The sequence below is a fragment of the Pseudomonas sp. LBUM1670 genome (assembly GCF_059695695.1).
Genome location: NZ_CP166783.1, coordinates 2,954,164 through 2,973,799, shown reverse-complemented (window position 1 = coordinate 2,973,799; position 19,636 = coordinate 2,954,164). Strand labels below are relative to the sequence as shown.

Sequence of the window (19,636 nt, the reverse complement as noted above, 5' to 3'; positions counted from 1 at the left end):
GAACCTTAGCCTCGATTCGCCAAAGAATGGTGAGCCAGTTTGCACCATCCGTTACTCACCGGAGGGCTTACTCGCGCAGGCGCGGAATCTGCCCTGTTGGTGCTTGTCGCTTCCCTGGCACGGTTTTTACAATCCGGTAGGTAGGTAAGGGCGTGACCTGCGGGCAGCGGGATCATTGCCACCACCCCACTGATTGCAGCGGTTTGTGTGCGTGCCTGACATGGCTTATACAAACGTGAGACCATACATCGTTCTGCTGCCATCCAGGCCATCAATCGAGTGCGACCTTGGCGCAACGGTTTGAACTGCTGGAGCTGGCATTCCATCAGGATAACTCTGACCTAAAGCAGTGACCTTGAGCCGTTCGGGAGTAAAAATGACTGCGAACACCACGCCTCATTCCGTTAGCTCCAGTGAAACAACTCCAGATGAATCCCTTCGGATGAACGTCGTCCGTAGGTACGCCATTCTTGATACCCCTCCGGACGGCGCCTTTGATCGTGTGACCGCAATAGCAGCGCGTCTTCTAGGTACTCCGATAGCAATCGTGAGCATCGTCGATACGGATCGAATCTGGTTCAAATCCCATCATGGGCTCGACGCAAATCAAATTCCCCGCAATCCAGGGCTCTGTGCCTCTGCGATTTTACAGAGCGGGCCTTGGTTAGTAACAGACGCTAGGCATGATCCTAGAACGCTTTCTAATCCCCTTGTCGCAGGCGAATTTGGTCTTCAATTTTATTTGGGTGTGCCGCTGCATACTCACGACGGCTTCAATCTCGGTACGTTATGTGTGCTGGACACCCAGCCGCGCACGGTTACCCAAGAACAGATAGACACGTTGGCGGATCTTGCTAGCGTTGTAATGGATCAGCTTGAACTTCGCCTTGCCGCCATGCGATCCATAGCTGAGAAGGAAGCGGCGCTGAAACATTCCCACTTGATGGGCGAGGAAATTGACCATCGAGTCATGAATAGCCTTCATCTGATTGTGTCGATGTTGAGCATTCAGAGTGCGCAGTTGGGCAGTTCTGAGGCAGCTCAGGAGATTTCTAGAGCAGCAGCCAAAATATTTGCCGTAGCGAATGTGCATCAACATATCAACGTCGGCAAGGCTGCCACGACACTCGATAGCGCTGACTATTTGGTTCAACTGTGTGTTGGCTTATCGACAATGTTAGGTTGTGGAGATCAGGTAGCAATCTCGGTCGAAGCCGTCTCACTAGCCTTGGCGAGCGAACAACTCAGTCAACTCGGCCTTATCGTGAACGAGCTGGTAACAAATGCTCTGAAATATGGAGCCTCCAAGGTCACCGTACAATTAGCACCCTATGAGCATCAATACTGCCTAACCATAAGTGACGATGGCAGAGGACTTCCAGCCGATTTTGATATAAATAAAATGTCGGGACTGGGAATGAAAGTAATCACTTCGTTAGTAAAGAACCTTGGTGGCAGGCTAAGTCATGAGCCCGATGCAAACCTTGGCGGCACAACTTTTCAGATAATTTTTTCTCCCGTACTAAGTTCGCGTCCTCCCGCAGGCTAGTTCTTGACGGACAAATTTGAATGCACGATTAGCACACGCGGTCTAGGTCTTAATATCTGCTGTCGGAGCGTTTTACGGGCAAAGGCCTGATCAACGGCGAATGGCCCGAGGATGACCTGCCGCTGAACCGTTCCGAGCGCATGGAATTACAGACCCTGTTGAGCCGCCACAACTACGACGCGGGCAACGCCGACGGTATCTCGGCACCAACCCCGCAATGCGATCCTTGCGGCTCTGCAGTCGTTCGGCTGGCCAGCAGACGGCTACCCGACACCCATGTTGCTAGAAGGTTTGCGTAACCGTTAAAACCATCACGGGCTTGCCCGCGATGACTGACTTTCAGTCAACGATGTTTTATGGTCTGAACACCACATCCTGCTCCAGCACCAACGTCCTGCTACGGCACCGAGTAGTAATGGCCGTCGCGACATGCTTGAACTGCTGGACGACCGTTACGGCAACCGCTCGACGCTGGTGACCAGTCAAATGCCGGTGGACAAATGGCATGCGCTGATCGGCGATCCAACCTTGGGCGATGCGATCCTCGACCGGCTGGTGCACAACGCTTATCGGATCGAACTGAAGGGCGAATCGATGCGCAGACGCGCAACGAAATTGACGGCGACAGAGACTTCAGACTAACAATGCAAACCTGCGTCGCTGCGCTCCGACTGCCCGGCCGGATGACCGTGGAAAAGGTGGCCGGATGCTGGTGGGCTGAGTGGCCGGATGGCGTGGAATCCGCAATTTAATCGGTTGATTCAGTCCATTACCGGTGATTGGATCTCCGTTCATCAACATGAATCTCACGGTGCTCATGACGCCAGAGTGACCCGACCTAATGTGCAATTTTTCACACGGAGAATTCCAGAATGGCAGCGCATCATAAAGAGAAACACTCAATAGACAACATTGGTTGGCTGCGCGCTGCCGTATTGGGGGCCAATGACGGAATCGTTTCAACTTCAAGTCTGATTCTGGGCGTAGCCGCCTCTCACGCAACTCACAACAGCATCCTTATAGCGGGTGTCTCTGCTCTCGTCGCCGGTGCTATGTCGATGGCTACCGGAGAGTACGTTTCCGTGCAGTCCCAAGCCGACACGGAAGCGGCTGCCCTAGAGACGGCGCGAATTGAGATTCAGGAAAATCCGAAGGGCGAGAATCGTGAACTGACAGGAATTTATGTTGAGCGAGGACTTGAGGTGCCGCTTGCAAAAGAAGTCGCGACTAAACTAATGGATCACGACGCCTTGGGGGCGCATGCCCGAGATGAGTTGGGAATCACCGATGCGATGAGTGCAAAGCCATTACAGGCTGCTCTTGCATCTGCGCTAAGCTTTGCCGTAGGTGCGGCACTACCATTACTCGTGGTCGTAGTAGTTCCACAAGAACATCTCATCCCAGTCATCGTCGTCGCGTCGTTGGTCTTCCTTGCTATCCTTGGCGGCTTGGCGGCCAAGGTCGGCGGGGCGAATATTAAAAATGGGGTTTTACGTGTGACTTTTTGGAGTGCGCTTTCGATGGCGGTGGCAGCAGGAGTTGGTACCCTGTTGGGAACCACAGTATAAAACCCGGAGCGGGTTCCAGAATTAAATTCTTTATGGTGAGAGTGGGCCTTTATACAAGGATGGAACAGGGTTTATATATTTGAAGGCAAGAGAAAAGCAGCGCTGCCGCCAAACACCTTTATCCGATAGGAAGCCGCCGGTTTTTCTTCTGTTTTTTTTAGCTTTTTAATCCCACAGGATTGAAAGCTGGAACAGAAGCTGAAACTGAAACGCAGGCCTTGGGGGCCCAAGGGGAATCGCATTACTTACAGCCGTGGGCTGCTGTGGTTATCTAATGCACCTGATCGAGATTTTTTTGCCGCTCAACACGAACGATGGCACGCCTCAGCCCGTCGAGCTTTTTCGCCGTGTACGGGAGCAGTTGGCCGAACAGTTCGGAGGAGTGACGGCTTTCACTCGCAATCCGGCGAAAGGTATTTCATTGCAGAAAGATAACGAGAGAGCAGAGGACGACATCATCGTCTATGAGGTCATGGTTGAAGCTATTGATCGGCTTTGGTGGCAAAGCTTTAAGCGCGATCTTGCAGGGCGTTTTCAACAGGAAGAAATTCTGATCCGAGCCACCGCCATTAGTCTCATTCGCTAGCCAAAATCGTTAGAGTCACGTGATGAGCCTAGATGTCGCATCAAAAAAAGCCCGCGTGACGCGCGAGCTTTTGGACTTCAAACGAATAGCTTTCGGGTACGATGCGGCTGGGCTAGCCTTGGATTCGACCGCGGTCAGCAGAATCCACCCTAAACCCTTGTTGTTAGCGCTTTTTCACCGCAATGCGCGCCTTAGGGTTTGGCCACCAACGACCAATCTTAACATGTCGTTGTTTGCTCGGCGCGCATCACTCTTCATTTTGGTTATGGACAGTTAGCTTTTGTCGATACTTCGTATCTAGACAGTATCGTAATCGAACGGTTTAGTTCCATAGAAAGAATGGATTTCAGTTGCCCAAGATTCGTCGGCCATATTAGGCCAATTGTCCTTGTCAAAACCTGGTGCATTTTCCAAGCGTTCTTTCTCTACGTTTAGTACGAAGCGCTTATTTACTGTATCGAGTGTCAATGCATTCCAGGGTACCGCAAACAGTTTTTCTCCCATGCTAAGAAAGCCACCAAAAGAGAGAACAGCATAACTCACTCTACCGCTGCGAACATCCAGCATGATTTCCTTGATATCTCCCAAGTCTTCTTCATTATGGTTATAAACATCATTTCCAATGAGTGTGTCTGCCCCCATCAGGTCGGGGCCAGGCCCCTGTTCCTCAGAGCTGGTATCTCGTAGGAGGTTGGTTTTGTACATGCCATAGGTATCGCGATCTTCGTAGTTCATTACTATCTCCTATCAGCAATCGCCAATCAATCAGAAAATGCACCCACCGCCTTGATGGCTGTATTAGTGAGAGTCACCCGCTTTCGAAAAAGTTGAATTTTTTTTCTGCATGACGACGAATGGCAAATTGGAAGTAAAAAAGTTAATCAGCTTTTAATTAGTGTGCTATCCATGTGTGATGCTTTGTTTTTATTATGGGTATTAACTAGATCGATATCGTAGACACCTAGATTAAACGATTTCCCATTATGGCAACTAGGTCTCCGGCTTGAATATAACTTCATAAATATAAAGAATTAAGTTTTGGTCACTGCTGTGACCAAACTTATTTGAATGAGCAGGCGACGGCTGTGGGCGCTGCCGGGGACGCCACTGAATGCTCCCGGCAAGCTGATCTCGCCGAAAAACGTTTGAAGCCATTACGCGCGTTGGTGCTTGATCCCAAATTCTTCGGCCACGACGACGATACATAGCCTCGGCAGCTTGTCTCATTACTCACGCGATCCTTGGCGCAGTATTGACTGAACGACGCCACTGATAGCGTTTTGGCCAGGTCACTCAGGTGACATAAGCACCGCAAGACTCATATTGATGAATTCCTCGTTTTTGCTAATCGTGTCTAAAGCACCGCGAACGTTGCCGCGACTTCAGCAGAACCACGTTGCTCGACCCAGAGCGTCAGCTCCATGATGGCGGCCTCAAGAGCTAATTGGTTTTGATTGATTTTGAAGAGCAGGGAAGGGAGCAAATCTGAATTTGGCATCAAGGTTCCTCCATGAAAACGCCAAGCCTAGCAGTATAAAAAATGAATAGTCAGCCGCGTCAGCTCAAGGCCAGTGGACGGGAAACAATTGGTCGTGAATTTACTCCGGCGCGTTCCTTGACTACTTGGTTTCATAGACAAGACTGAGAAGGAATTTTTCCTTCGGACGTACCCCATGATTTCTTCTCTTGAGCTCCGACATATCATTGAAAGCGGTTTATTACCTCGCTCCTGCACCTGCTCCGTGAATCCCAAAGGTTCGCTATTGATCAAGATGATTGAGCCTTCCTCTGGCCGCGTGGAACTGTTTGTCCCCGGCGTGTTGGCATCGGATCTCACGTCCAGTCGGGCGATTTCAAATTTGATTGGCGAACTCAGAATTGAAATGGCGGCGCGCCAAGCGATCTGTGCGTGAGCCCGAGGGCAAATGGTGGACTTGGGAGCATCAGAGCTAACAGGCCAACAACGACTCAAATCTTACGAATGGGGTAATCAGGCTGCAGGAGAGACGCTACCGCGATTACCAAGTCGTCCAATGACCAAGGCTTGTGCAGGTAGGTGGTTGATGGCGGTACCGTTGCGGGGTGTATCAGATACCCCCGTCTCATAGCTATCCGTTGATGAGTCTAAGCAACTGGGGGCAATTCACCCAGCATTGTACCCCAAGCCCCCTCATCTGGAGCTGCCCATCTGACTATTTTGGCCTCTATTTTCGTCGCAGAGCCTTGTAATCATCGACTGACAGTTCCCTAAATCAAAAAAATCCAGCGGTGTGAAATAAGGGTAAGTGTCTAAGTCATAACCGTTTTTAACATCATCGTGTGATTTTGAGGGAAGATAATCGTGCATTTATCAGCCGGGAAGAATCGATTTACAAATAAACTGCTACAATCAAAATTCCTAAGTGAATCATCATCACTTTACCCAAAGTTAATTTGTTGTTTGTTCCAATACTTATGGCTTGGTTAGAATAACTACCATAAAAATGGTAATTAATTTTTGGAGTACGGCGTGACAATTTTTCCAAGCTCATTGACTTCGTCCAATGGTTGCCAAGGTTGCAAAAACACTCTTGAACTGGATTTAGATTTTACTTTCGCTTTTCAGCCAATTGTGGACGTGCGCGATCAATCGGTTTTTGCACATGAGGCGTTGGTGAGAGGCCTTAATGGTGAGGGTGCTCTGTCAGTGCTGGAGAAAGTAAACGATAATAACCGTTATCGATTCGATCAGCTTTGCCGCACACGGGCTATTTCCACTGCTGCGCAACTTGGAATGACTCAAAACCTATCGATTAATTTTCTACCCAACGCGGTTTACCGTCCAGAATTGTGCATTAGAAGCACGTTGGAAGCCGCGCGAATTCATAACTTCCCGCTCGACAGGCTGATTTTCGAAGCAGTCGAAAGCGAATACGTTGAGAATAATCACCATCTGACCAATATTCTACGTGAATACCGGGAGTTCGGTTTCAAAATAGCAATTGATGACTTTGGCTCAGGGTATTCAGGGCTCACACTGTTGGCAGACTTTCAACCGGATCTTATAAAGCTTGATATAGCGCTAGTGCGTAATATCCATCGTGATCGCTCCCGTCAGGCTATCGTCCGTGGTGTTGTCATAATATGTGCGGAGCTGGATATTAAAATCATTGCAGAAGGAATCGAACATGCCGAGGAACGGGATTTTCTGGCCGATTGCGGAGTTTATCTAATGCAAGGGTTTTGGTTCGCCAAGCCTGCATTTCAAGCAATGGCTCTGGTCGCACCTAATGCTTGGAAAAAAGCGTAGATTACACAGAGGCGTAGTGACGCCGATGCTCTTTTAATCTGAAAAGCGCCGTAGCCAAAGGCACTAAAGGTAAACGTCGCACCTCGCACCTGAGTATCTATATCACAGATTACCCATAAGGGATCGATAGCTACCCAGGGTGACAGTCCGGGATTGGCTAAAATACAGTGAGTGGACAGCACAATAGCAAATGAGTAGCTATGCTTGATTTGATACTAGACTCTTTTTGCAACGTTCCGAAGGTAGGCGCTTGAGATGCTAGGCGGTGGTAGAGGGGCTCAAGGTCAAGTTGGAAAATATCCATCCGCTCTTCAAAATAATTTGCTGCTACTATATGTCATCATTAAATTCTAAAAGGGGAGAGTACTTATTGCTATATGGCAGGGTGAATACAGCCCGACTGGGATTACAAATTAATATTGCACTTTGGGAGTGAGTAGGAAAATGAATCTTACGTTCGAAGAAGCATCGATACAAGCATTGTTGGGTGCGCCTGATCAGCTGGATACTCTGAACTTCGGCATAATTGGCTTTAACGACGCTTCAAAGGTGGTAATTTACAATACTTTTGAAGCTACAAGTGCGGCCTTACGACAGGCACGTGTTTTAGGTAAGAATTTATTTTTGGAAATTGCTCCCTGCATGAATAACGCCATGGTCGCTCACAGATTTGAGAATGAACCTGAGTTAGACGTGATCATTTCTTACGTTCTGGCGCTTAGAATGCGGCCAATCCCCGTCAGATTAAGACTACTTAAAAAAATTGATAATAATACCCGCTTCCTACTGGTTGAATGGGCATAAAAAATGAGTAGTATAGAGCAGGGCAATGACTCAATCGAGTCAGAGTACGAAGCATTACTTTCATTCATGTATCTATCGCCAGTAGGGCTGGTAAGAACCGACCCCAGCGGAAAAATTGATATGCTTAACCCCATGGCAACACAGTTGTTGATGCCATTGGTTAAGTCTATTGGCCTTGAAAATCTGTTTGAAACACTTGCTTCCGTAGCGCCTGAATTACGTAACCTTGTAACGAGTTTTAGAGAATCATGCGGATCAATATGTGTAAATCATAGAATCCACGTGTCGTCCGCAGCTGACGGAGGTATTGTTCTCGCATGTACAATTGTAAAGGTCAATGACGAGGTTCTAATAACAGTTCTGACTGATGTCTCTTGCCAAGTTGCAACTGAAAGGAGACTAAGGCAAACAGACTCATGGCTGGACGCCATCTATACGATTGTTAACGATTTCGCAGTTCTCGGCTTGACTAAACAGGGAGTAATTAATAGCTGGAGCCCTTCGGCAGAGCGTTTAACAGGTTACACGGAATCCGAGGCTATTGGTGAGACGTTGCGCCGCTTCTGTAATTTGTCCGCCTTGGAAGTTAATGTTTTGGATGAACATCTCACATTCGCACGTGAAGAAGGTTGGCATTCACGAGACTATCTTTGCCAACACAAATCAGGACACAGTTTTTTCGCTCAAACGATGATCGCCGTTCTACGTGAAGAAGATGATGAGTTTTCTGGCTATACAGTTGTGCTTCGAGATATCACCGAGCGAAAAGTGTCGAGTGATAATCTAGCCAACTTGCTCACTAAAGACCACCTCACAGGCGCAGTTAATCGCGCTCACTTTTTCAACTTGGCAGAGAAAGAGTTTGCTCGGGCAAGTCGATACCAGCACTCAATATCGATAATCATGCTAGACGCCGATCACTTCAAGCATGTTAATGATTGCTGGGGGCATCCCATTGGCGACGAAGTTCTTAAGTCGATAGTGAAAATTGCTGAGGGAGTTCTTCGTCCCGGAGATACTATAGCTAGGTTTGGGGGCGAAGAGTTTGTCGTTATGTTGCCTAAGATAAATAGCCTCGATGCGTCAATTATTGCGGAGCGACTCAGGAGCAGCATTGAAGCATCTAGTGTCGATACTGGTGGTGAGGAAATTAAAATCACAGTCAGTATTGGGTGTGCCTCGATGAATGAATCGCGATCCACTCTCAAGCAGTTGTTAATCTCCGCAGACAGTGCGCTCTATCACGCAAAATCCAAGGGTAGGAATTGTATAGTTGATATTGATGACTTCTAATTGATGGCATCTCGTGGATTAACACGAGATAGGTTGCAAAGCCATTGATGAAGATATCGAGGATATGTACCAGCTGCTGAAGGAAAGAGGCAAGCAGCATGCGGGCACCATGTCCGGCGGCGAGCAACAAATGCTGTCCATTGCCCAGGCGATTATGTCCCGTCCGGAGTTGTTGAATTTGGATGAGCCGACAATGGGGCTTTCACCTAAAATAATTGAGGTTGTGCTGGATACCCTTCGAGAGATCCGCTCGCGTAAAACGCCAATCCTGCTAGTCGAACAGAAAACAGTGGAAGCCATCCAGATGGCGACCCGGGTGTATGCGATTCGCGTCGGGGGAGATCGTTTCCGTGTTGGCGGGGAAAAGCGTGAGCGAAGAATCTTTGAAAGACATCTATCTAAGCTAGTTCAGGAGTTTGGAAAGACACGGATCTCTCTATGCATCACCGGGCTTTGCGTTTTCTCCTGTCCAAGTAGAGGCGCTCACCAGGAGGGCCCGTTGCCTTGCTGGCCACCTTTCAATTCAAGCCGCAAGTTCGAGCTGTTTGTCGATGTGAATCTTTCATGTATGAATCTAATTTGGGTAATTTGAATGGCTGCTTCTGGCCGAACGCCGTAACGCCGGGGGACGTCAATACCGCGAGCGTCAGTTTGATGAACTTTTCGTTTCTGTCGATGGCGTCCAGCGCGCTGTGCGCATTGTCGGCGACATCGACTGATCCGCGTCGCTTTTAAATGCGGGGACAAAGATCGGGCCGTTCCCTTATTTCATGCACGACTCCTCCGTCCCGCTATAGCGGCTGACTTTGACGGAGAAGGTTCGGGGCTAAACGAACCAGCGATCAGACGGTATGAATTATTTGGCGTGTTCGTACTCCACCGCTCGAGGAGCAGTTGTTTCTCAATGGCGGTGACCTCCGCGCCGAGGCAAAGCTAATGGCATCGATCGAAGATTTCAGGATGAAATCACACGAGCTCCTGATAGAACTCGACGCCGCTACGATGGAAATGATGACGCTGGTGACATCCAAATGCGTTTCAGGCCCCGACTGGGATTTTGCCAGCAAGAGGCAGCACGACGCCTATGAAAGCTGGGATGCCTTTATGAATACGCCGAACACAAATATTTAAATTGCAGATTCTGAAAAGGACGGGCTCACTAGCTGAGATTGACAATCTCGATCAATGCTTTTTGTCTGATGCAGGAGAGTTCTATGAGTCGGCAAGGAGTGTTTTTAGCAAAAGCGTTAGAAATACATCATGAGTACGAAGTGGCGACAGTTGTCATCTGCGACATGCTGAGCAAGCCTCGCGGGTAAAATTCTACAAAAATCCGCATACCGGCGAGGTCGTCGAAACCAAAGGCGGTAACCACAAGGGTCTTAAAAAATGGAACGCTGAACACGGCTCCCACACCGTCGAGTCCCGGCTTTCCAAGTGAGTTTAGTTTGAGTACAAAACGGCCCGAGAGGGCCATTTTTGTTGGCGTTGCGGGGAATGCGGATAAACGTCCGGCTAACACAGATGTTAGTGAGTACCAATGCTAACGTGGGAGAAATCCAGTTCAATTCGCAGGTTGGGATGGGTGGTAAGCCGGCTTCACATGTTTGATAAGGATGAACCCACCTTGCCGAGAATTTTGACTTCCCAGATAAGTGACACTGCACTAAACGAGCACAATGCCAGGATGTTCGGATCGCCAAAGGAGCGCTTGGATTTTTACCGAAGAGAGATTCAGTACGAAACCAGCATCTTGGCTAATCGAACTGACGCCTTTTTGGCATCTCAGTCTTTTTTGGTCATCGCATTTGCCTCTTCTATGGGCAATCTCAACCCCGAATGGGGCAAGTTGTTCACGCTGGTAGTACCACCGTTTCTTACGTTGCTTGGAGTGCTAAGTTCGTTGAATGCTTGGCCCGGTATTCGTGCGGCATACGACATTATCGGCCATTGGCATTTCAAGCAGAGTGAGCTATTGCATAGCGAGCCTTTAATGGGGTTGGCGTATGACGAATCGCCTTTATTTTGTGAGCGAGAGTCCACGCAAAAGGGGTATCGAAAGGCGTTGCTGTTTTCGGTGCGCACACCTTGGATCTTTGCGACGTTCTGGGTATTGCTTGGCATTTGGTCGGTTTGTATTCAAATCACCAAACTAGGTGCTTGAGAGAGATATTCGGACATCATCAGCTCTGCGCCCAAATGAAAACTCGATCACAGGTTATAGGGTGTACCATCGATAGGTGCCCATCAAAAATTAGTGAGCCATGTCCAGGGAAAGCGAAGAGGGCCGCCAGATCATAGCTTCTCTGGCGCGCCGGGTCGGTGACATTGCTGATCTTGCAAAGACCGCCCACGCAATTATTTCAACCTTGCAGGATATGGACGCAGCCCTCAGGCCCATCATCGGCCAGCAAGGGGTTGCAGCGCTTTATCGCCGCAGCCTCAATCTGTGCGTTTCCACTCATCCGCGACTGGCCGGCACCTATGAGAGTGTGCAGGCCTCCCTGGATCTGATTGCCCTCAAGTCCGTACTCGTTGAGCAAAGCGAAGTCGATGCGCTGTTTTTCGGTCAAATGCTGCTGACCACCTTCTACGAGTTACTGATCGCGCTGATCGGGCCCTCGCTCACCGCACGTTTGCTTCGTGGCGTGTGGGAACCTTCTTTGAGCGACACCCCTTCGCAGGAAAAATCGGCATGAGCACCAAAGTGACTATCAACCGCTTGGCCACCGGCGTGCCAGGACTGGACGAGGTGCTGTGCGGAGGATTGCCGGAGTTTTCGTTCAACCTGATCGCCGGCCCGCCTGGCTGTGGCAAAACCACCCTGGCACATCAGATGATGTTTGCCCTGGCGACGCCCGAGCGCCCAGCGCTGTTCTTTACCGTATTGGGTGAGCCGCCGCTGAAGATGCTGCGTTATCAACAGCAATTCGATTTTTTCGACAGCGAAGCGATCAACCAGTCGATCCGCTATATCAACCTGACCGACAACACCCTGGCCGGGAATCTGGACGAAGTGCTGCGGCGCATCGTCAGCGAGGTGGAGGCGTACTCCCCGGCGCTGGTGTTCGTCGACTCGTTCCGTTCGGTGGTGCTGGCCAGCCAGACCCAGGACAACCCCAACAACAACCTGCCGCAATTCGTTCAGCAACTGGGCATGTTGATGACCACCTGGCAGGCGACGACCTTCCTGATTGGCGAATACTTCACCGAAACCGACACCAACCCGATTTTCACCGTGGCCGATGGCTTGATCTGGCTGCGCCAGAGCGTTCAGCGCAACTCGATGGTGCGCAAGCTGGAAATCATGAAGATGCGCGGCCAGCCAACGCTGCCAGGCCTGCACACCTTCCGCATTGCGACGTCGGGGATCAAGGTGTTTGCACCCGCGCCACTCAACCCGGTTGAAGCGCCGCTGGAGTTCCCCATCAAGCGCCTGAAAATGGGCGTGCCGCAACTCGATGAGATGCTCGGCGGCGGCCTGCCCCGTGGTTATTCCTTACTGGTGGCCGGGCCGTCAGGGTCGGGCAAAAGCATTCTGGCGGCGACCTTCCTGGCCGAAGGCGCACGCAACGGCGAAACCGGCGTGATCGCGGTGTTCGAGCAACGGCCCAATCACTTCCAAAATGCCACCCTCATTCAGTTGATCCAAAACGGTCAGGTCGGTTTGGTGGACAGTCGTGCACCGGACTTGTCCATCGACGAAATCGTCCAGTTGCTGTTGGCCGAGATCTTTCGCCTGAAAGCCACTCGTTTAGTGATCGACTCGTTGTCAGGCTTCGAACTGGCGCTGGCGCCGACCTTCCGTGAAGACTTCCGTGAATCGCTGTCGCGCATGGTCACCGCGCTAACCGGTGCCGGGGTCAGTGTGCTGATGACCTCCGAGCTGGAAGACCGCTACACCGACTTGCGTTTCAGCCCTTACGGCACGGCGTTTCTCACCGATGCGATCGTTGTCCAACGCTATATCGAAGTAGAGAGTCGCTTACTGCGCATCATGGCCGTGGTCAAGTTGCGGGCTAGCGCTCACTCCGATGAGCTGCGCCTGTACAGCATCGACGAAAACGGCCTGCAGATTGGCGAAATGCTTCATGACCAGGAAGGCCTGCTCGGTGGCCGACCGACAAAACAGAGTTCAGGTGCGCAACGCACAGGAGATAAAAATCTTTGAGCCCGACATCATGAGTAATGTCGATGGCAAGAATGAGCGTGAAATCGCAAATGCCGCTCACGAACTCTTTCTGCTTGGCCAGAAAACCGTTGAAGGGCGCGCCGTGCTGGCAGCCCTGCAAAAAGAGTTGAGTGACGCCAGCAGCCAGCTAGTGGATAGCCAGCAGGTCGAGCAAGTGATTGATGCCAATCAGCAGCTAGTACCGGCGAAACTCCTGGTGCAGTCAGACGCTATAGTCGCCCCTCGCTTGGAAGAGCAGAGTTTGTACCAGGAGCTGCGTGATGCTAATTCACAGCTGGTCATAGCCGCGCTCAGCGCTCAAGACCTTCAGGCTGTAGCCGAGCACGCACTGAGTCAGCAAAAAAGTATACTGGCGACGGTGGCCCATGAGCTGCGAAACCCCGCGTGATTTGATCTTCGTCTGTGCAATCAAGCTGCTGTGTTGCAGGCGGTACGACTCGTTCCCTGTTTCGACGATATGGTAGTGATGCGTGAGCCGATCCAGCAACGCAGTGGTCATCTTGGCGTCGCCAAACACACTCGACCGTTCCGAGAAGCTGAGGTTGGTCGTGATGACCACGCTGGTGTGCTCGTACAGCTTGGACAGCAGGTGAAATAACAGGGCTCCACCGCTCTGGCTGAAGGGCAAATACCCCAGTTCATCGAGTATCACCAGGTCTGTGCGAAGCAGCCCTTGAGCGATTCGGCCTGCCTTGCCATCGTATTTTTCGCGCTCCAGCAAATTGACCAGATCCACCGTGGAGTAGAAGCGCACGCGTTTGTTATGAGTGAGAAGGAAAAAACAGAGCGCTTCGTGCGGAAAACGACCAGCTTTTGGCAGAGCTTGCCCGAGTCGCTTCCGTAAATCAGCGCCTGCTATTCGAAATGGCTGAGTTGAAAGCGGTCGCCAGCGGAAAGGTTGTCGCTCTGACTCAAAAGCCCGGCAGATAGCCCCTATTGGCATTTTACAGTCGAAATCTGATCGAGCCTGGTTGTGTAGCTGGGACTAAGTATCTCGCGCTTCATTCCCAATCTATGCGGTCAAGCCCATCCAGCCATGAATGCCCACGTAAAGACCAACACCGATGATCAAGACACTGGACAGGTACGGGGCACGACGAGCAACGGCGCCCAGCCATGGCCAACGGTTCGAAGCCTGTTTAGCACCAATAGCTGCCGCAGCGCCGACAGTGACCAAGGTGAGCGCTAATCCGATGCTGAAGCACAGGACGAGCACGCCGCCCAAGGCGACTTCTTTGACCTGAAGGCAGAGCAGTAGAACGGTGATGGCCGCAGGGCAAGGAATGAGCCCCCCCGTCAAGCCGAACATAATGATCTGTCCCGTGGTGACCTCTCGGTTGGTAAATCGCTTGCGGATATCGTTGGCATGAGCGCGCTCATGCGCATCCTGATAGCCATCAATCGACAACTCCAGGCCTTCCAGTTCGGAATGCGCGTGCCCGTGATCATGCTCTTGGTATTCCAGGTCATAATCATGGGAATGACCCGCATGGCCCAGACTCAAGCGGGCACTGAACTCATGAGGCTCCAGGATATCGACTGCCGACTCCAGGAAGCCTTCGCGCTCGACGAAAGAGAACGATTGAGTGCTGCCGTCCGTGCGGGTAGTCATCAGGCGAACATCTGAGGCTGACCAGGCGTGTCCGGTCAATGTCTTCAGGCGCCAGTGCGGTGGCGTGCCTTCTTCGAAGATCGACAGCTCAACACGGCCATGGCCAGTATCGATTCGGTGGGTCTCATCATGATGACCATGGTCATGCTCGTCGTGGTGGTGATCATCACCTTGCTCGAACTTGAACATCTGCTCACCACGCCAAGTACGCCACAACATCCAGAGCGCAATCACAATGATCAGCGCGGAGGACGCGAGCTGAAAGTACGGCTCAGTCGTTTGCGCGTCCAGGCCTTTGCCCAGGTACATCCCGCCGATAGCAACCAGCCACACTACGGCAGTGTGCGAAAGCGTCGCGGCCAAGCCCAGCAATACGGCCTGTTTAACCGAGCCACGAATGGCCACGATGAACGCCGCCATCATGGTTTTTGAATGGCCCGGTTCCAGACCATGCAGAGCGCCGAGCAGGATAGCGCTCGGGAAATACAGCCAGGCGTGTGAACCGCCCTGTTGCAAGAGTTCAGCGAAGTTGGGCATATCAGACCTAGAGGTACTTGGTGATTTGTTTGAAAGCTTCTAGCGGAGCACGCTCTCCGTTGTTCAAGGCCGAGACGGTGTCCTCCAGACAGTGATCAATGTGATCCTGGATGAGCGTGCGCTTGGCTTGGCACACCGCTTTTTCAACTGCATGCAGCTGCTGGGCGATATCCACGCACTCGCGCCCCTCTTCGATCATGGTGATGATGCCGCGTAGATGACCGTCAGCTCGCTTAAGGCGTTTGATGATCGCCTCGTGGCTTTGGTGGGTGTGGGGATGGCTGTGCTCGTTTTCGTGCTCACTCATGACTTGAGCCTCAGGTCTCAATGAATTACGGCGGCATCCTATCCCCCATGGGAGGATATAGTCAATCGCATGAGAACCTCAAAAGCAGTGCTATTCGCGCCAAGCAGATGGGCAGAATTGTTCCCATCACACCCCCGCAAAAAGGGTGATGGCGGAGATCAAAAGTACGAAAAATGTTATCAAATAAATATCGTTATAAAACAATGACTTATAATCTACTAATAGTTAGAGTCATTCAGATACAATGACGGCTGTGTGATCGCCCGCAGCGCAGACAGCAAGCCGTTCGTAAAAATGGGTGAGCCGTACTTCCAGATCAAGCACAAGCTTAAGCAACACGGCATCGTTGCCTTCTCTTCAAATTACGCGTTGTACGGCGACATGAGTGAGCGAGTGATGAGTGTGATCGAGTCGCTGGTTCCCTCTGTCGAGGTCTACAGCATCGATGAGGCGTTTGCGGATTTAGCAGGTGTACCGGGTGATCTTGAAGCGCTAGGGCGTCGGATTCGGGCGCAGGTGTATCGAAGCACCTGCATTCCGTTGGCGTCGGTATTGCCGGTACCAAAACCCTGAGCAAACTCGCCAACCATGCTGCGAAGAAATGGCAGGCGCAGAGTGGCGGGGTAGTCGACCTTCGTGATCAAACCAAGCGCGACTGGGTACTCAAGAAATGCTCGGTCTCGGACGTATGGGGTGTGGGACGGAAGATGACGCTTCACCTCGAAGGCATGGGCATCAAGACAGCTTGGGATCTCTCCAAAACTGATCCCTGGATGTTGCGCAAAAAATTCAGTGTAGTGATCGAGAAGACGGCACGTGAGTTAGCCGGCACGCCGTGCCTTGAGCTCGATGAGCCTGATCCACCCAAGCAAGAGATTTGCTGCAGCCGAATGTTCGGCAAGCGTCTCACCGTCATTGGGCCGATCAAAGAGGCCGTCGCCACCTACATGCAGCGCGCTACCGAAAAGCTCCGCGCTCAACAGTCACTGTGCAAGAAAATTCGAGTCAGCATTCGTACCGGCATGTTCAATCCAGAAGAGGCCAAGTACGCCAACGGAGTGTTGGTGGAGTTGCCCTATCCAACAGACGACGTTCGCTTAATAACCAAAGCTGCGGTGGACGCGGTAGATCGGATTTTCCGACAAGGTTTCAAATACAGCAAGGCCGAGGTGCTTCTGGTTAACCTTTGCCAAAAAGGCGAATACACCGAAGATCTTTTTTCGATCTCTCAGCCGGAAGTGACAGATAAGGTGATGGGCGTTTTGGATGCGATCAATGGCAGGTGGGGTAGGGGGACTATGCGCTTGGCGAGTGTGCCGACCGATCCGGATTGGGGGATGCGACGAGAGATGATGAGTCAGAGCTTCACGACTCGGGTTGATCAGCTCTGGACTGTTTACTGCAGGTGAGGCGGGTTTCTACATGGATAGACCATGGAGTTCACTGCGAGGACGTAAGGGTGATCGATAGGCAACTTGAAACCGATATCGACGCCTACTACGAACGAAGGTAGCGGACGGGATTTTCAGGAAGAAAGGACATTCCCTCGTACCGCAGACCCTCGGAAATCCACGGGTTAGCGGAGTACAGGAGTGTGGATGCGTTATGGAGTTTTCACGCTGTCTGCTCATGACGACCGCTTCGACCTCATCCACCACTTACTTTCCAGTGTTTGACATCATCTGCGAACATCATTTGCTGCATCTCATGAGCAATGCCGTAGGCCAGGGATTCGTGTGCAGCGATGACCTTCTCTTCCGCTGAAAGGCAATGGAAAATATCGAGTTTGGTCGTTGCGTCAGCGGTTTCGAGTGTGAAAATTTGCACGTAGCGCGCGAGGTCGTTGTCGAGGCTCAACAGGTACTCGCGCAAGCGTTGATGGTCGACCGATTTTTGACTGAAGTACCAGTTCATCGGGTGAATCAGGAAGCGCGCGTGAGGCGACGTGATGCGACGACCTGCCGCCAAAAACATGATGATGCCCATCGACTCGATGTTGCCGGCATTAATCGCGCAAAGTGGCACCGGCAATGACTTCAGGAAGGTGTAGAGCGTGAAGCCGAAATTGGTGCTGCCACCGCAGGTGGACAGATTTAGTAACAGCGACGTAGCGCCTTGGTCGATGGCCTCGAGACAACAATCCCTGAAGCGCTCGGTGGTTCCCTGATCGATCTGGCAGTGAAAATGGACGATGTGTTCGGTCATCGGCTTACCTCCCTTGCACGACACTCGTAGGACTTAACAGGATTTATATCCTAGTAAAAAATTGGACTCCTTTTGAGAGTAATCCAAGTGCAGGATGATCGGCGACTACTTCCGCCGCCAGTCGATCAGGCCAAATTTGCGGGGAACTATCTTCCTCATTCCGCCCATCCGGAGATGGGCATTTCAGTTTAACTTTCGATTTTTCCTGACCTATAATTAGAGATCAGCGCATGAGTTCCTCCCTGAGAAAGGAAGAGGTGAACAAAAATGGCTAATATCGGAAACAAAACCCCCGGAAACTTTGGCAATGACCGGGATAAGGCCTCTGAAGCCGGCAAGAAAGGCGGAGAGGCGTCAGGCGGCAATTTTGTTAATGATCCACAACGAGCTTCTGAGGCGGGCCAAAAAGGTGGTCAGGCTTCAGGCGGACAGCAGTCGAAAGATGCTGACCGCATGTCTGGCGGTGGACTGGGAGCGGGTCGCGGAGGCAGCTTTGCCGAAGACACCGACAAAGCCTCTAAGGCGGGCCAGAAAGGCGGCCAGGCTTCGGGCGGACGGCAGTCTAGCGATGTAGATCGGTCGACCAGCGGTGGCCAGGGAAGTGGTCGCGGCGATAACCTTGCAGACAGGGAAAAAGCCTCTGAGGCGGGCCGAAAAGGAGGTGAACACAGCCCCGGTGGCGGACGTAAATCCTAGTGCCGTGTGATACATCAAGCCCCGTATTTTTCTCGGGGCTTGATCTTTATCGCTGGGTGTACGCCGGAGACGAGTTGCCAGGTTAATGGGAATGATCGGCGTCAAAAAGAGTCAACTGACAAACATCTCAGCGGAACAGTCATAGTTCTATCCCCCCCCAATGCCATTGACCAAATCAAAATCGCGATCATCGAGCGAAATGCAAGATCTCGGTGATAACTCGAGAGCCTTAACTCTCTTCAGCGTACAAAATCTAAGACCGAGCGACGTCCATGTACCTCGTCGAAATGTGCCCAGCAGCTGAGGCTATACAAGACCGACAAACGAAAGAATAACTAGGACGATCACAACTGCCCCGACGATGTAGATAATATTGTTCATGAAAACCACCTCTCTATCTCAACAGGATTACGACACTATGGTGTCTAATACAAATGACACCTTCGCTTCCAGTTCCGTTCCGCGAGCCAGTCTCAGAGGTGGCGCCATCGCACTAATTTTCCCTATTCGCGATTATTCAAACATTCTCTTGTCGCCACTTCATGCACATCGCTGTTTTGGTGTACTGTTAGGAGACTAATTACATAGAGACTGCCCATGTCTAAGCTTGCAGAATTTCGTCAGCTGGAAAAACACCTCGCCGAGCAACTTCAGGCTCTTGAAGCCTTGAAGCGCGATGCTGGCCTGAAGAAAGAAATTGAATTTGAAACAAAGCTGCGCGCTTTGCTCGCCGAGTACGGCTATAGCCTGCTGAACGTGATCAACTTGCTTGACCCTAAGGCTGGTCGTCGCGCACCAGCTGCCGAGGCAAAATCCGGTACGAGAAAGCCACGCCAGGTGAAGGTCTACAAAAATCCGGAATCTGGTGAAGTCGTCGAAACCAAAGGCGGCAATCACAAAACTTTGAAAGAGTGGAAAGCGAAATACGGCTCTGACACCGTCGAGTCTTGGCTGAGCAAGTGATTTTGATTTGAGTACAAAAGGGCCCTAGAGGGCCC

19 protein-coding genes and 8 pseudogenes are annotated in these 19,636 nt (G+C 51.3%); 20 read left to right on the top strand and 7 right to left on the bottom strand.

Annotated features, from left to right (window positions below; translation table 11 throughout):
* Positions 1–376 precede the first annotated feature (376 nt).
* The 5 genes and pseudogenes from ACA073_RS13485 (at position 377) to ACA073_RS13465 (ending at position 3,703) form a co-directional block, all read left to right on the top strand.
* The gene (locus ACA073_RS13485) at positions 377–1,549 is read left to right on the top strand and encodes a sensor histidine kinase (protein ID WP_497396782.1); all 1,173 of its coding nucleotides are present in this window, start codon (positions 377–379) and stop codon (positions 1,547–1,549) included.
* A gap of 56 nt (positions 1,550–1,605) precedes the next feature.
* Positions 1,606–1,855: pseudogene (locus ACA073_RS13480) on the top strand (peptidoglycan-binding domain-containing protein); the annotation flags it as partial.
* 114 nt (positions 1,856–1,969) lie between these two features.
* Positions 1,970–2,191: pseudogene (istB, locus tag ACA073_RS13475) on the top strand (IS21-like element ISPre4 family helper ATPase IstB); the annotation flags it as partial.
* A gap of 230 nt (positions 2,192–2,421) precedes the next feature.
* Positions 2,422–3,117 (top strand): VIT1/CCC1 transporter family protein, encoded by a 696-nt coding sequence (locus ACA073_RS13470; RefSeq protein WP_497396780.1) that lies wholly within the window; start codon positions 2,422–2,424, stop codon positions 3,115–3,117.
* 274 nt (positions 3,118–3,391) lie between these two features.
* The gene (locus ACA073_RS13465) at positions 3,392–3,703 is read left to right on the top strand and encodes a hypothetical protein (protein ID WP_497396778.1); all 312 of its coding nucleotides are present in this window, start codon (positions 3,392–3,394) and stop codon (positions 3,701–3,703) included.
* 297 nt (positions 3,704–4,000) lie between these two features.
* Here the strand turns inward: ACA073_RS13465 and ACA073_RS13460 are convergent, their stop codons facing one another.
* Positions 4,001–4,438, bottom strand: a complete 438-nt coding sequence (locus ACA073_RS13460; protein ID WP_497266485.1) for a PRC-barrel domain-containing protein — start codon at positions 4,436–4,438, stop codon at positions 4,001–4,003.
* Positions 4,439–4,992: 554 nt separating this feature from the next.
* Positions 4,993–5,201: pseudogene (locus ACA073_RS13455) on the bottom strand (hypothetical protein).
* 175 nt (positions 5,202–5,376) lie between these two features.
* On the opposite strand from ACA073_RS13455, the gene ACA073_RS13450 reads away from it, so the two are divergent.
* The 10 genes and pseudogenes from ACA073_RS13450 to ACA073_RS13405 all read left to right on the top strand — a co-directional run bounded on the left by ACA073_RS13450 (position 5,377) and on the right by ACA073_RS13405 (position 13,260).
* Positions 5,377–5,616 carry a DUF1652 domain-containing protein gene (locus ACA073_RS13450; protein ID WP_497266481.1) on the top strand — a complete coding sequence of 80 codons (240 nt, stop codon included), beginning with the start codon at positions 5,377–5,379 and terminating at the stop codon, positions 5,614–5,616.
* A gap of 596 nt (positions 5,617–6,212) precedes the next feature.
* On the top strand, positions 6,213–6,992 hold the full coding sequence (rimA, locus tag ACA073_RS13445; RefSeq protein ID WP_497396776.1) for a S6 modification regulatory phosphodiesterase RimA: 780 nt from the start codon (positions 6,213–6,215) through the stop codon (positions 6,990–6,992).
* 444 nt (positions 6,993–7,436) lie between these two features.
* Positions 7,437–7,796 carry a hypothetical protein gene (locus tag ACA073_RS13440; RefSeq protein ID WP_497396774.1) on the top strand — a complete coding sequence of 120 codons (360 nt, stop codon included), beginning with the start codon at positions 7,437–7,439 and terminating at the stop codon, positions 7,794–7,796.
* A gap of 3 nt (positions 7,797–7,799) precedes the next feature.
* Positions 7,800–9,089, top strand: a complete 1,290-nt coding sequence (locus tag ACA073_RS13435; RefSeq protein ID WP_497396772.1) for a sensor domain-containing diguanylate cyclase — start codon at positions 7,800–7,802, stop codon at positions 9,087–9,089.
* 64 nt (positions 9,090–9,153) lie between these two features.
* Positions 9,154–9,681 (top strand): ATP-binding cassette domain-containing protein, encoded by a 528-nt coding sequence (locus ACA073_RS13430; RefSeq protein WP_497396770.1) that lies wholly within the window; start codon positions 9,154–9,156, stop codon positions 9,679–9,681.
* A 344-nt stretch (positions 9,682–10,025) separates the two neighbouring features.
* Positions 10,026–10,220, top strand: coding sequence for a hypothetical protein (locus tag ACA073_RS13425; RefSeq protein ID WP_497266473.1), 195 nt, complete (start codon positions 10,026–10,028; stop codon positions 10,218–10,220).
* A gap of 181 nt (positions 10,221–10,401) precedes the next feature.
* Positions 10,402–10,530: pseudogene (locus tag ACA073_RS13420) on the top strand (transcriptional regulator); the annotation flags it as partial.
* A gap of 186 nt (positions 10,531–10,716) precedes the next feature.
* Positions 10,717–11,253 (top strand): hypothetical protein, encoded by a 537-nt coding sequence (locus ACA073_RS13415; RefSeq protein WP_140678747.1) that lies wholly within the window; start codon positions 10,717–10,719, stop codon positions 11,251–11,253.
* A gap of 100 nt (positions 11,254–11,353) precedes the next feature.
* Positions 11,354–11,788: a hypothetical protein gene (locus ACA073_RS13410; protein WP_497396768.1), complete on the top strand. Its 435-nt coding sequence runs from the start codon at positions 11,354–11,356 to the stop codon at positions 11,786–11,788.
* Positions 11,785–13,260, top strand: a complete 1,476-nt coding sequence (locus ACA073_RS13405; protein ID WP_497396766.1) for an ATPase domain-containing protein — start codon at positions 11,785–11,787, stop codon at positions 13,258–13,260. Before ACA073_RS13410 ends, ACA073_RS13405 begins: the two co-directional genes overlap by 4 nt.
* A 403-nt stretch (positions 13,261–13,663) precedes the next feature.
* Here the strand turns inward: ACA073_RS13405 and ACA073_RS13400 are convergent.
* A pseudogene (locus ACA073_RS13400) lies at positions 13,664–14,047 on the bottom strand (ATP-binding protein); the annotation flags it as partial.
* 11 nt (positions 14,048–14,058) lie between these two features.
* Here ACA073_RS13400 and ACA073_RS13395 point away from each other — a divergent pair.
* Positions 14,059–14,211 (top strand): annotated as a pseudogene (locus tag ACA073_RS13395) (TetR family transcriptional regulator); the annotation flags it as partial.
* Positions 14,212–14,214: 3 nt separating this feature from the next.
* Here the strand turns inward: ACA073_RS13395 and ACA073_RS13390 are convergent.
* The 3 genes from ACA073_RS13390 to ACA073_RS13380 are packed head-to-tail and all read right to left on the bottom strand — an operon-like array spanning position 14,215 to position 15,737.
* Positions 14,215–14,286 carry a DUF4113 domain-containing protein gene (locus tag ACA073_RS13390; protein ID WP_497404089.1) on the bottom strand — a complete coding sequence of 24 codons (72 nt, stop codon included), beginning with the start codon at positions 14,284–14,286 and terminating at the stop codon, positions 14,215–14,217.
* 7 nt (positions 14,287–14,293) lie between these two features.
* Positions 14,294–15,430, bottom strand: coding sequence for a nickel/cobalt efflux protein RcnA (locus tag ACA073_RS13385; protein WP_497396764.1), 1,137 nt, complete (start codon positions 15,428–15,430; stop codon positions 14,294–14,296).
* A gap of 7 nt (positions 15,431–15,437) precedes the next feature.
* Positions 15,438–15,737, bottom strand: coding sequence for a metal-sensing transcriptional repressor (locus tag ACA073_RS13380; RefSeq protein ID WP_497396762.1), 300 nt, complete (start codon positions 15,735–15,737; stop codon positions 15,438–15,440).
* A gap of 243 nt (positions 15,738–15,980) precedes the next feature.
* Here ACA073_RS13380 and umuC point away from each other — a divergent pair.
* Positions 15,981–17,146 (top strand): annotated as a pseudogene (umuC, locus tag ACA073_RS13375) (translesion error-prone DNA polymerase V subunit UmuC); the annotation flags it as partial.
* A gap of 238 nt (positions 17,147–17,384) precedes the next feature.
* Here the strand turns inward: umuC and ACA073_RS13370 are convergent.
* Entirely contained in the window at positions 17,385–17,942 is a 558-nt protein-coding gene (locus ACA073_RS13370) for an ATP-dependent Clp protease proteolytic subunit (protein ID WP_497396761.1), read from the bottom strand.
* Between the two features lie 267 nt (positions 17,943–18,209).
* Here ACA073_RS13370 and ACA073_RS13365 point away from each other — a divergent pair.
* The 3 genes and pseudogenes from ACA073_RS13365 to ACA073_RS13355 all read left to right on the top strand — a co-directional run.
* A pseudogene (locus ACA073_RS13365) lies at positions 18,210–18,371 on the top strand (con-10 family general stress protein); the annotation flags it as partial.
* Positions 18,372–18,395: 24 nt separating this feature from the next.
* Positions 18,396–18,638, top strand: coding sequence for a con-10 family general stress protein (locus tag ACA073_RS13360; protein WP_497404087.1), 243 nt, complete (start codon positions 18,396–18,398; stop codon positions 18,636–18,638).
* Between the two features lie 597 nt (positions 18,639–19,235).
* Positions 19,236–19,601, top strand: a complete 366-nt coding sequence (locus ACA073_RS13355) for a histone-like nucleoid-structuring protein, MvaT/MvaU family (RefSeq protein ID WP_497396759.1) — start codon at positions 19,236–19,238, stop codon at positions 19,599–19,601.
* Positions 19,602–19,636: the final 35 nt, after the last annotated feature.

What these genes read in the sequence shown, in the direction of transcription:
- ACA073_RS13485 (WP_497396782.1), top strand. Translation starts at nt 377, where the DNA reads ATGACTGCGAACACCACGCCTCATTCCGTTAGCTCCAGTGAAACAACT.
- ACA073_RS13470 (WP_497396780.1), top strand. Translation starts at nt 2,422, where the DNA reads ATGGCAGCGCATCATAAAGAGAAACACTCAATAGACAACATTGGTTGG.
- ACA073_RS13465 (WP_497396778.1), top strand. Translation starts at nt 3,392, where the DNA reads ATGCACCTGATCGAGATTTTTTTGCCGCTCAACACGAACGATGGCACG.
- ACA073_RS13460 (WP_497266485.1), bottom strand. Translation starts at nt 4,438, where the DNA reads ATGAACTACGAAGATCGCGATACCTATGGCATGTACAAAACCAACCTC.
- ACA073_RS13450 (WP_497266481.1), top strand. Translation starts at nt 5,377, where the DNA reads ATGATTTCTTCTCTTGAGCTCCGACATATCATTGAAAGCGGTTTATTA.
- ACA073_RS13440 (WP_497396774.1), top strand. Translation starts at nt 7,437, where the DNA reads ATGAATCTTACGTTCGAAGAAGCATCGATACAAGCATTGTTGGGTGCG.
- ACA073_RS13435 (WP_497396772.1), top strand. Translation starts at nt 7,800, where the DNA reads ATGAGTAGTATAGAGCAGGGCAATGACTCAATCGAGTCAGAGTACGAA.
- ACA073_RS13430 (WP_497396770.1), top strand. Translation starts at nt 9,154, where the DNA reads ATGTACCAGCTGCTGAAGGAAAGAGGCAAGCAGCATGCGGGCACCATG.
- ACA073_RS13425 (WP_497266473.1), top strand. Translation starts at nt 10,026, where the DNA reads ATGGCATCGATCGAAGATTTCAGGATGAAATCACACGAGCTCCTGATA.
- ACA073_RS13410 (WP_497396768.1), top strand. Translation starts at nt 11,354, where the DNA reads ATGTCCAGGGAAAGCGAAGAGGGCCGCCAGATCATAGCTTCTCTGGCG.
- ACA073_RS13405 (WP_497396766.1), top strand. Translation starts at nt 11,785, where the DNA reads ATGAGCACCAAAGTGACTATCAACCGCTTGGCCACCGGCGTGCCAGGA.
- ACA073_RS13385 (WP_497396764.1), bottom strand. Translation starts at nt 15,430, where the DNA reads ATGCCCAACTTCGCTGAACTCTTGCAACAGGGCGGTTCACACGCCTGG.
- ACA073_RS13380 (WP_497396762.1), bottom strand. Translation starts at nt 15,737, where the DNA reads ATGAGTGAGCACGAAAACGAGCACAGCCATCCCCACACCCACCAAAGC.
- ACA073_RS13370 (WP_497396761.1), bottom strand. Translation starts at nt 17,942, where the DNA reads ATGACCGAACACATCGTCCATTTTCACTGCCAGATCGATCAGGGAACC.
- ACA073_RS13360 (WP_497404087.1), top strand. Translation starts at nt 18,396, where the DNA reads ATGTCTGGCGGTGGACTGGGAGCGGGTCGCGGAGGCAGCTTTGCCGAA.
- ACA073_RS13355 (WP_497396759.1), top strand. Translation starts at nt 19,236, where the DNA reads ATGTCTAAGCTTGCAGAATTTCGTCAGCTGGAAAAACACCTCGCCGAG.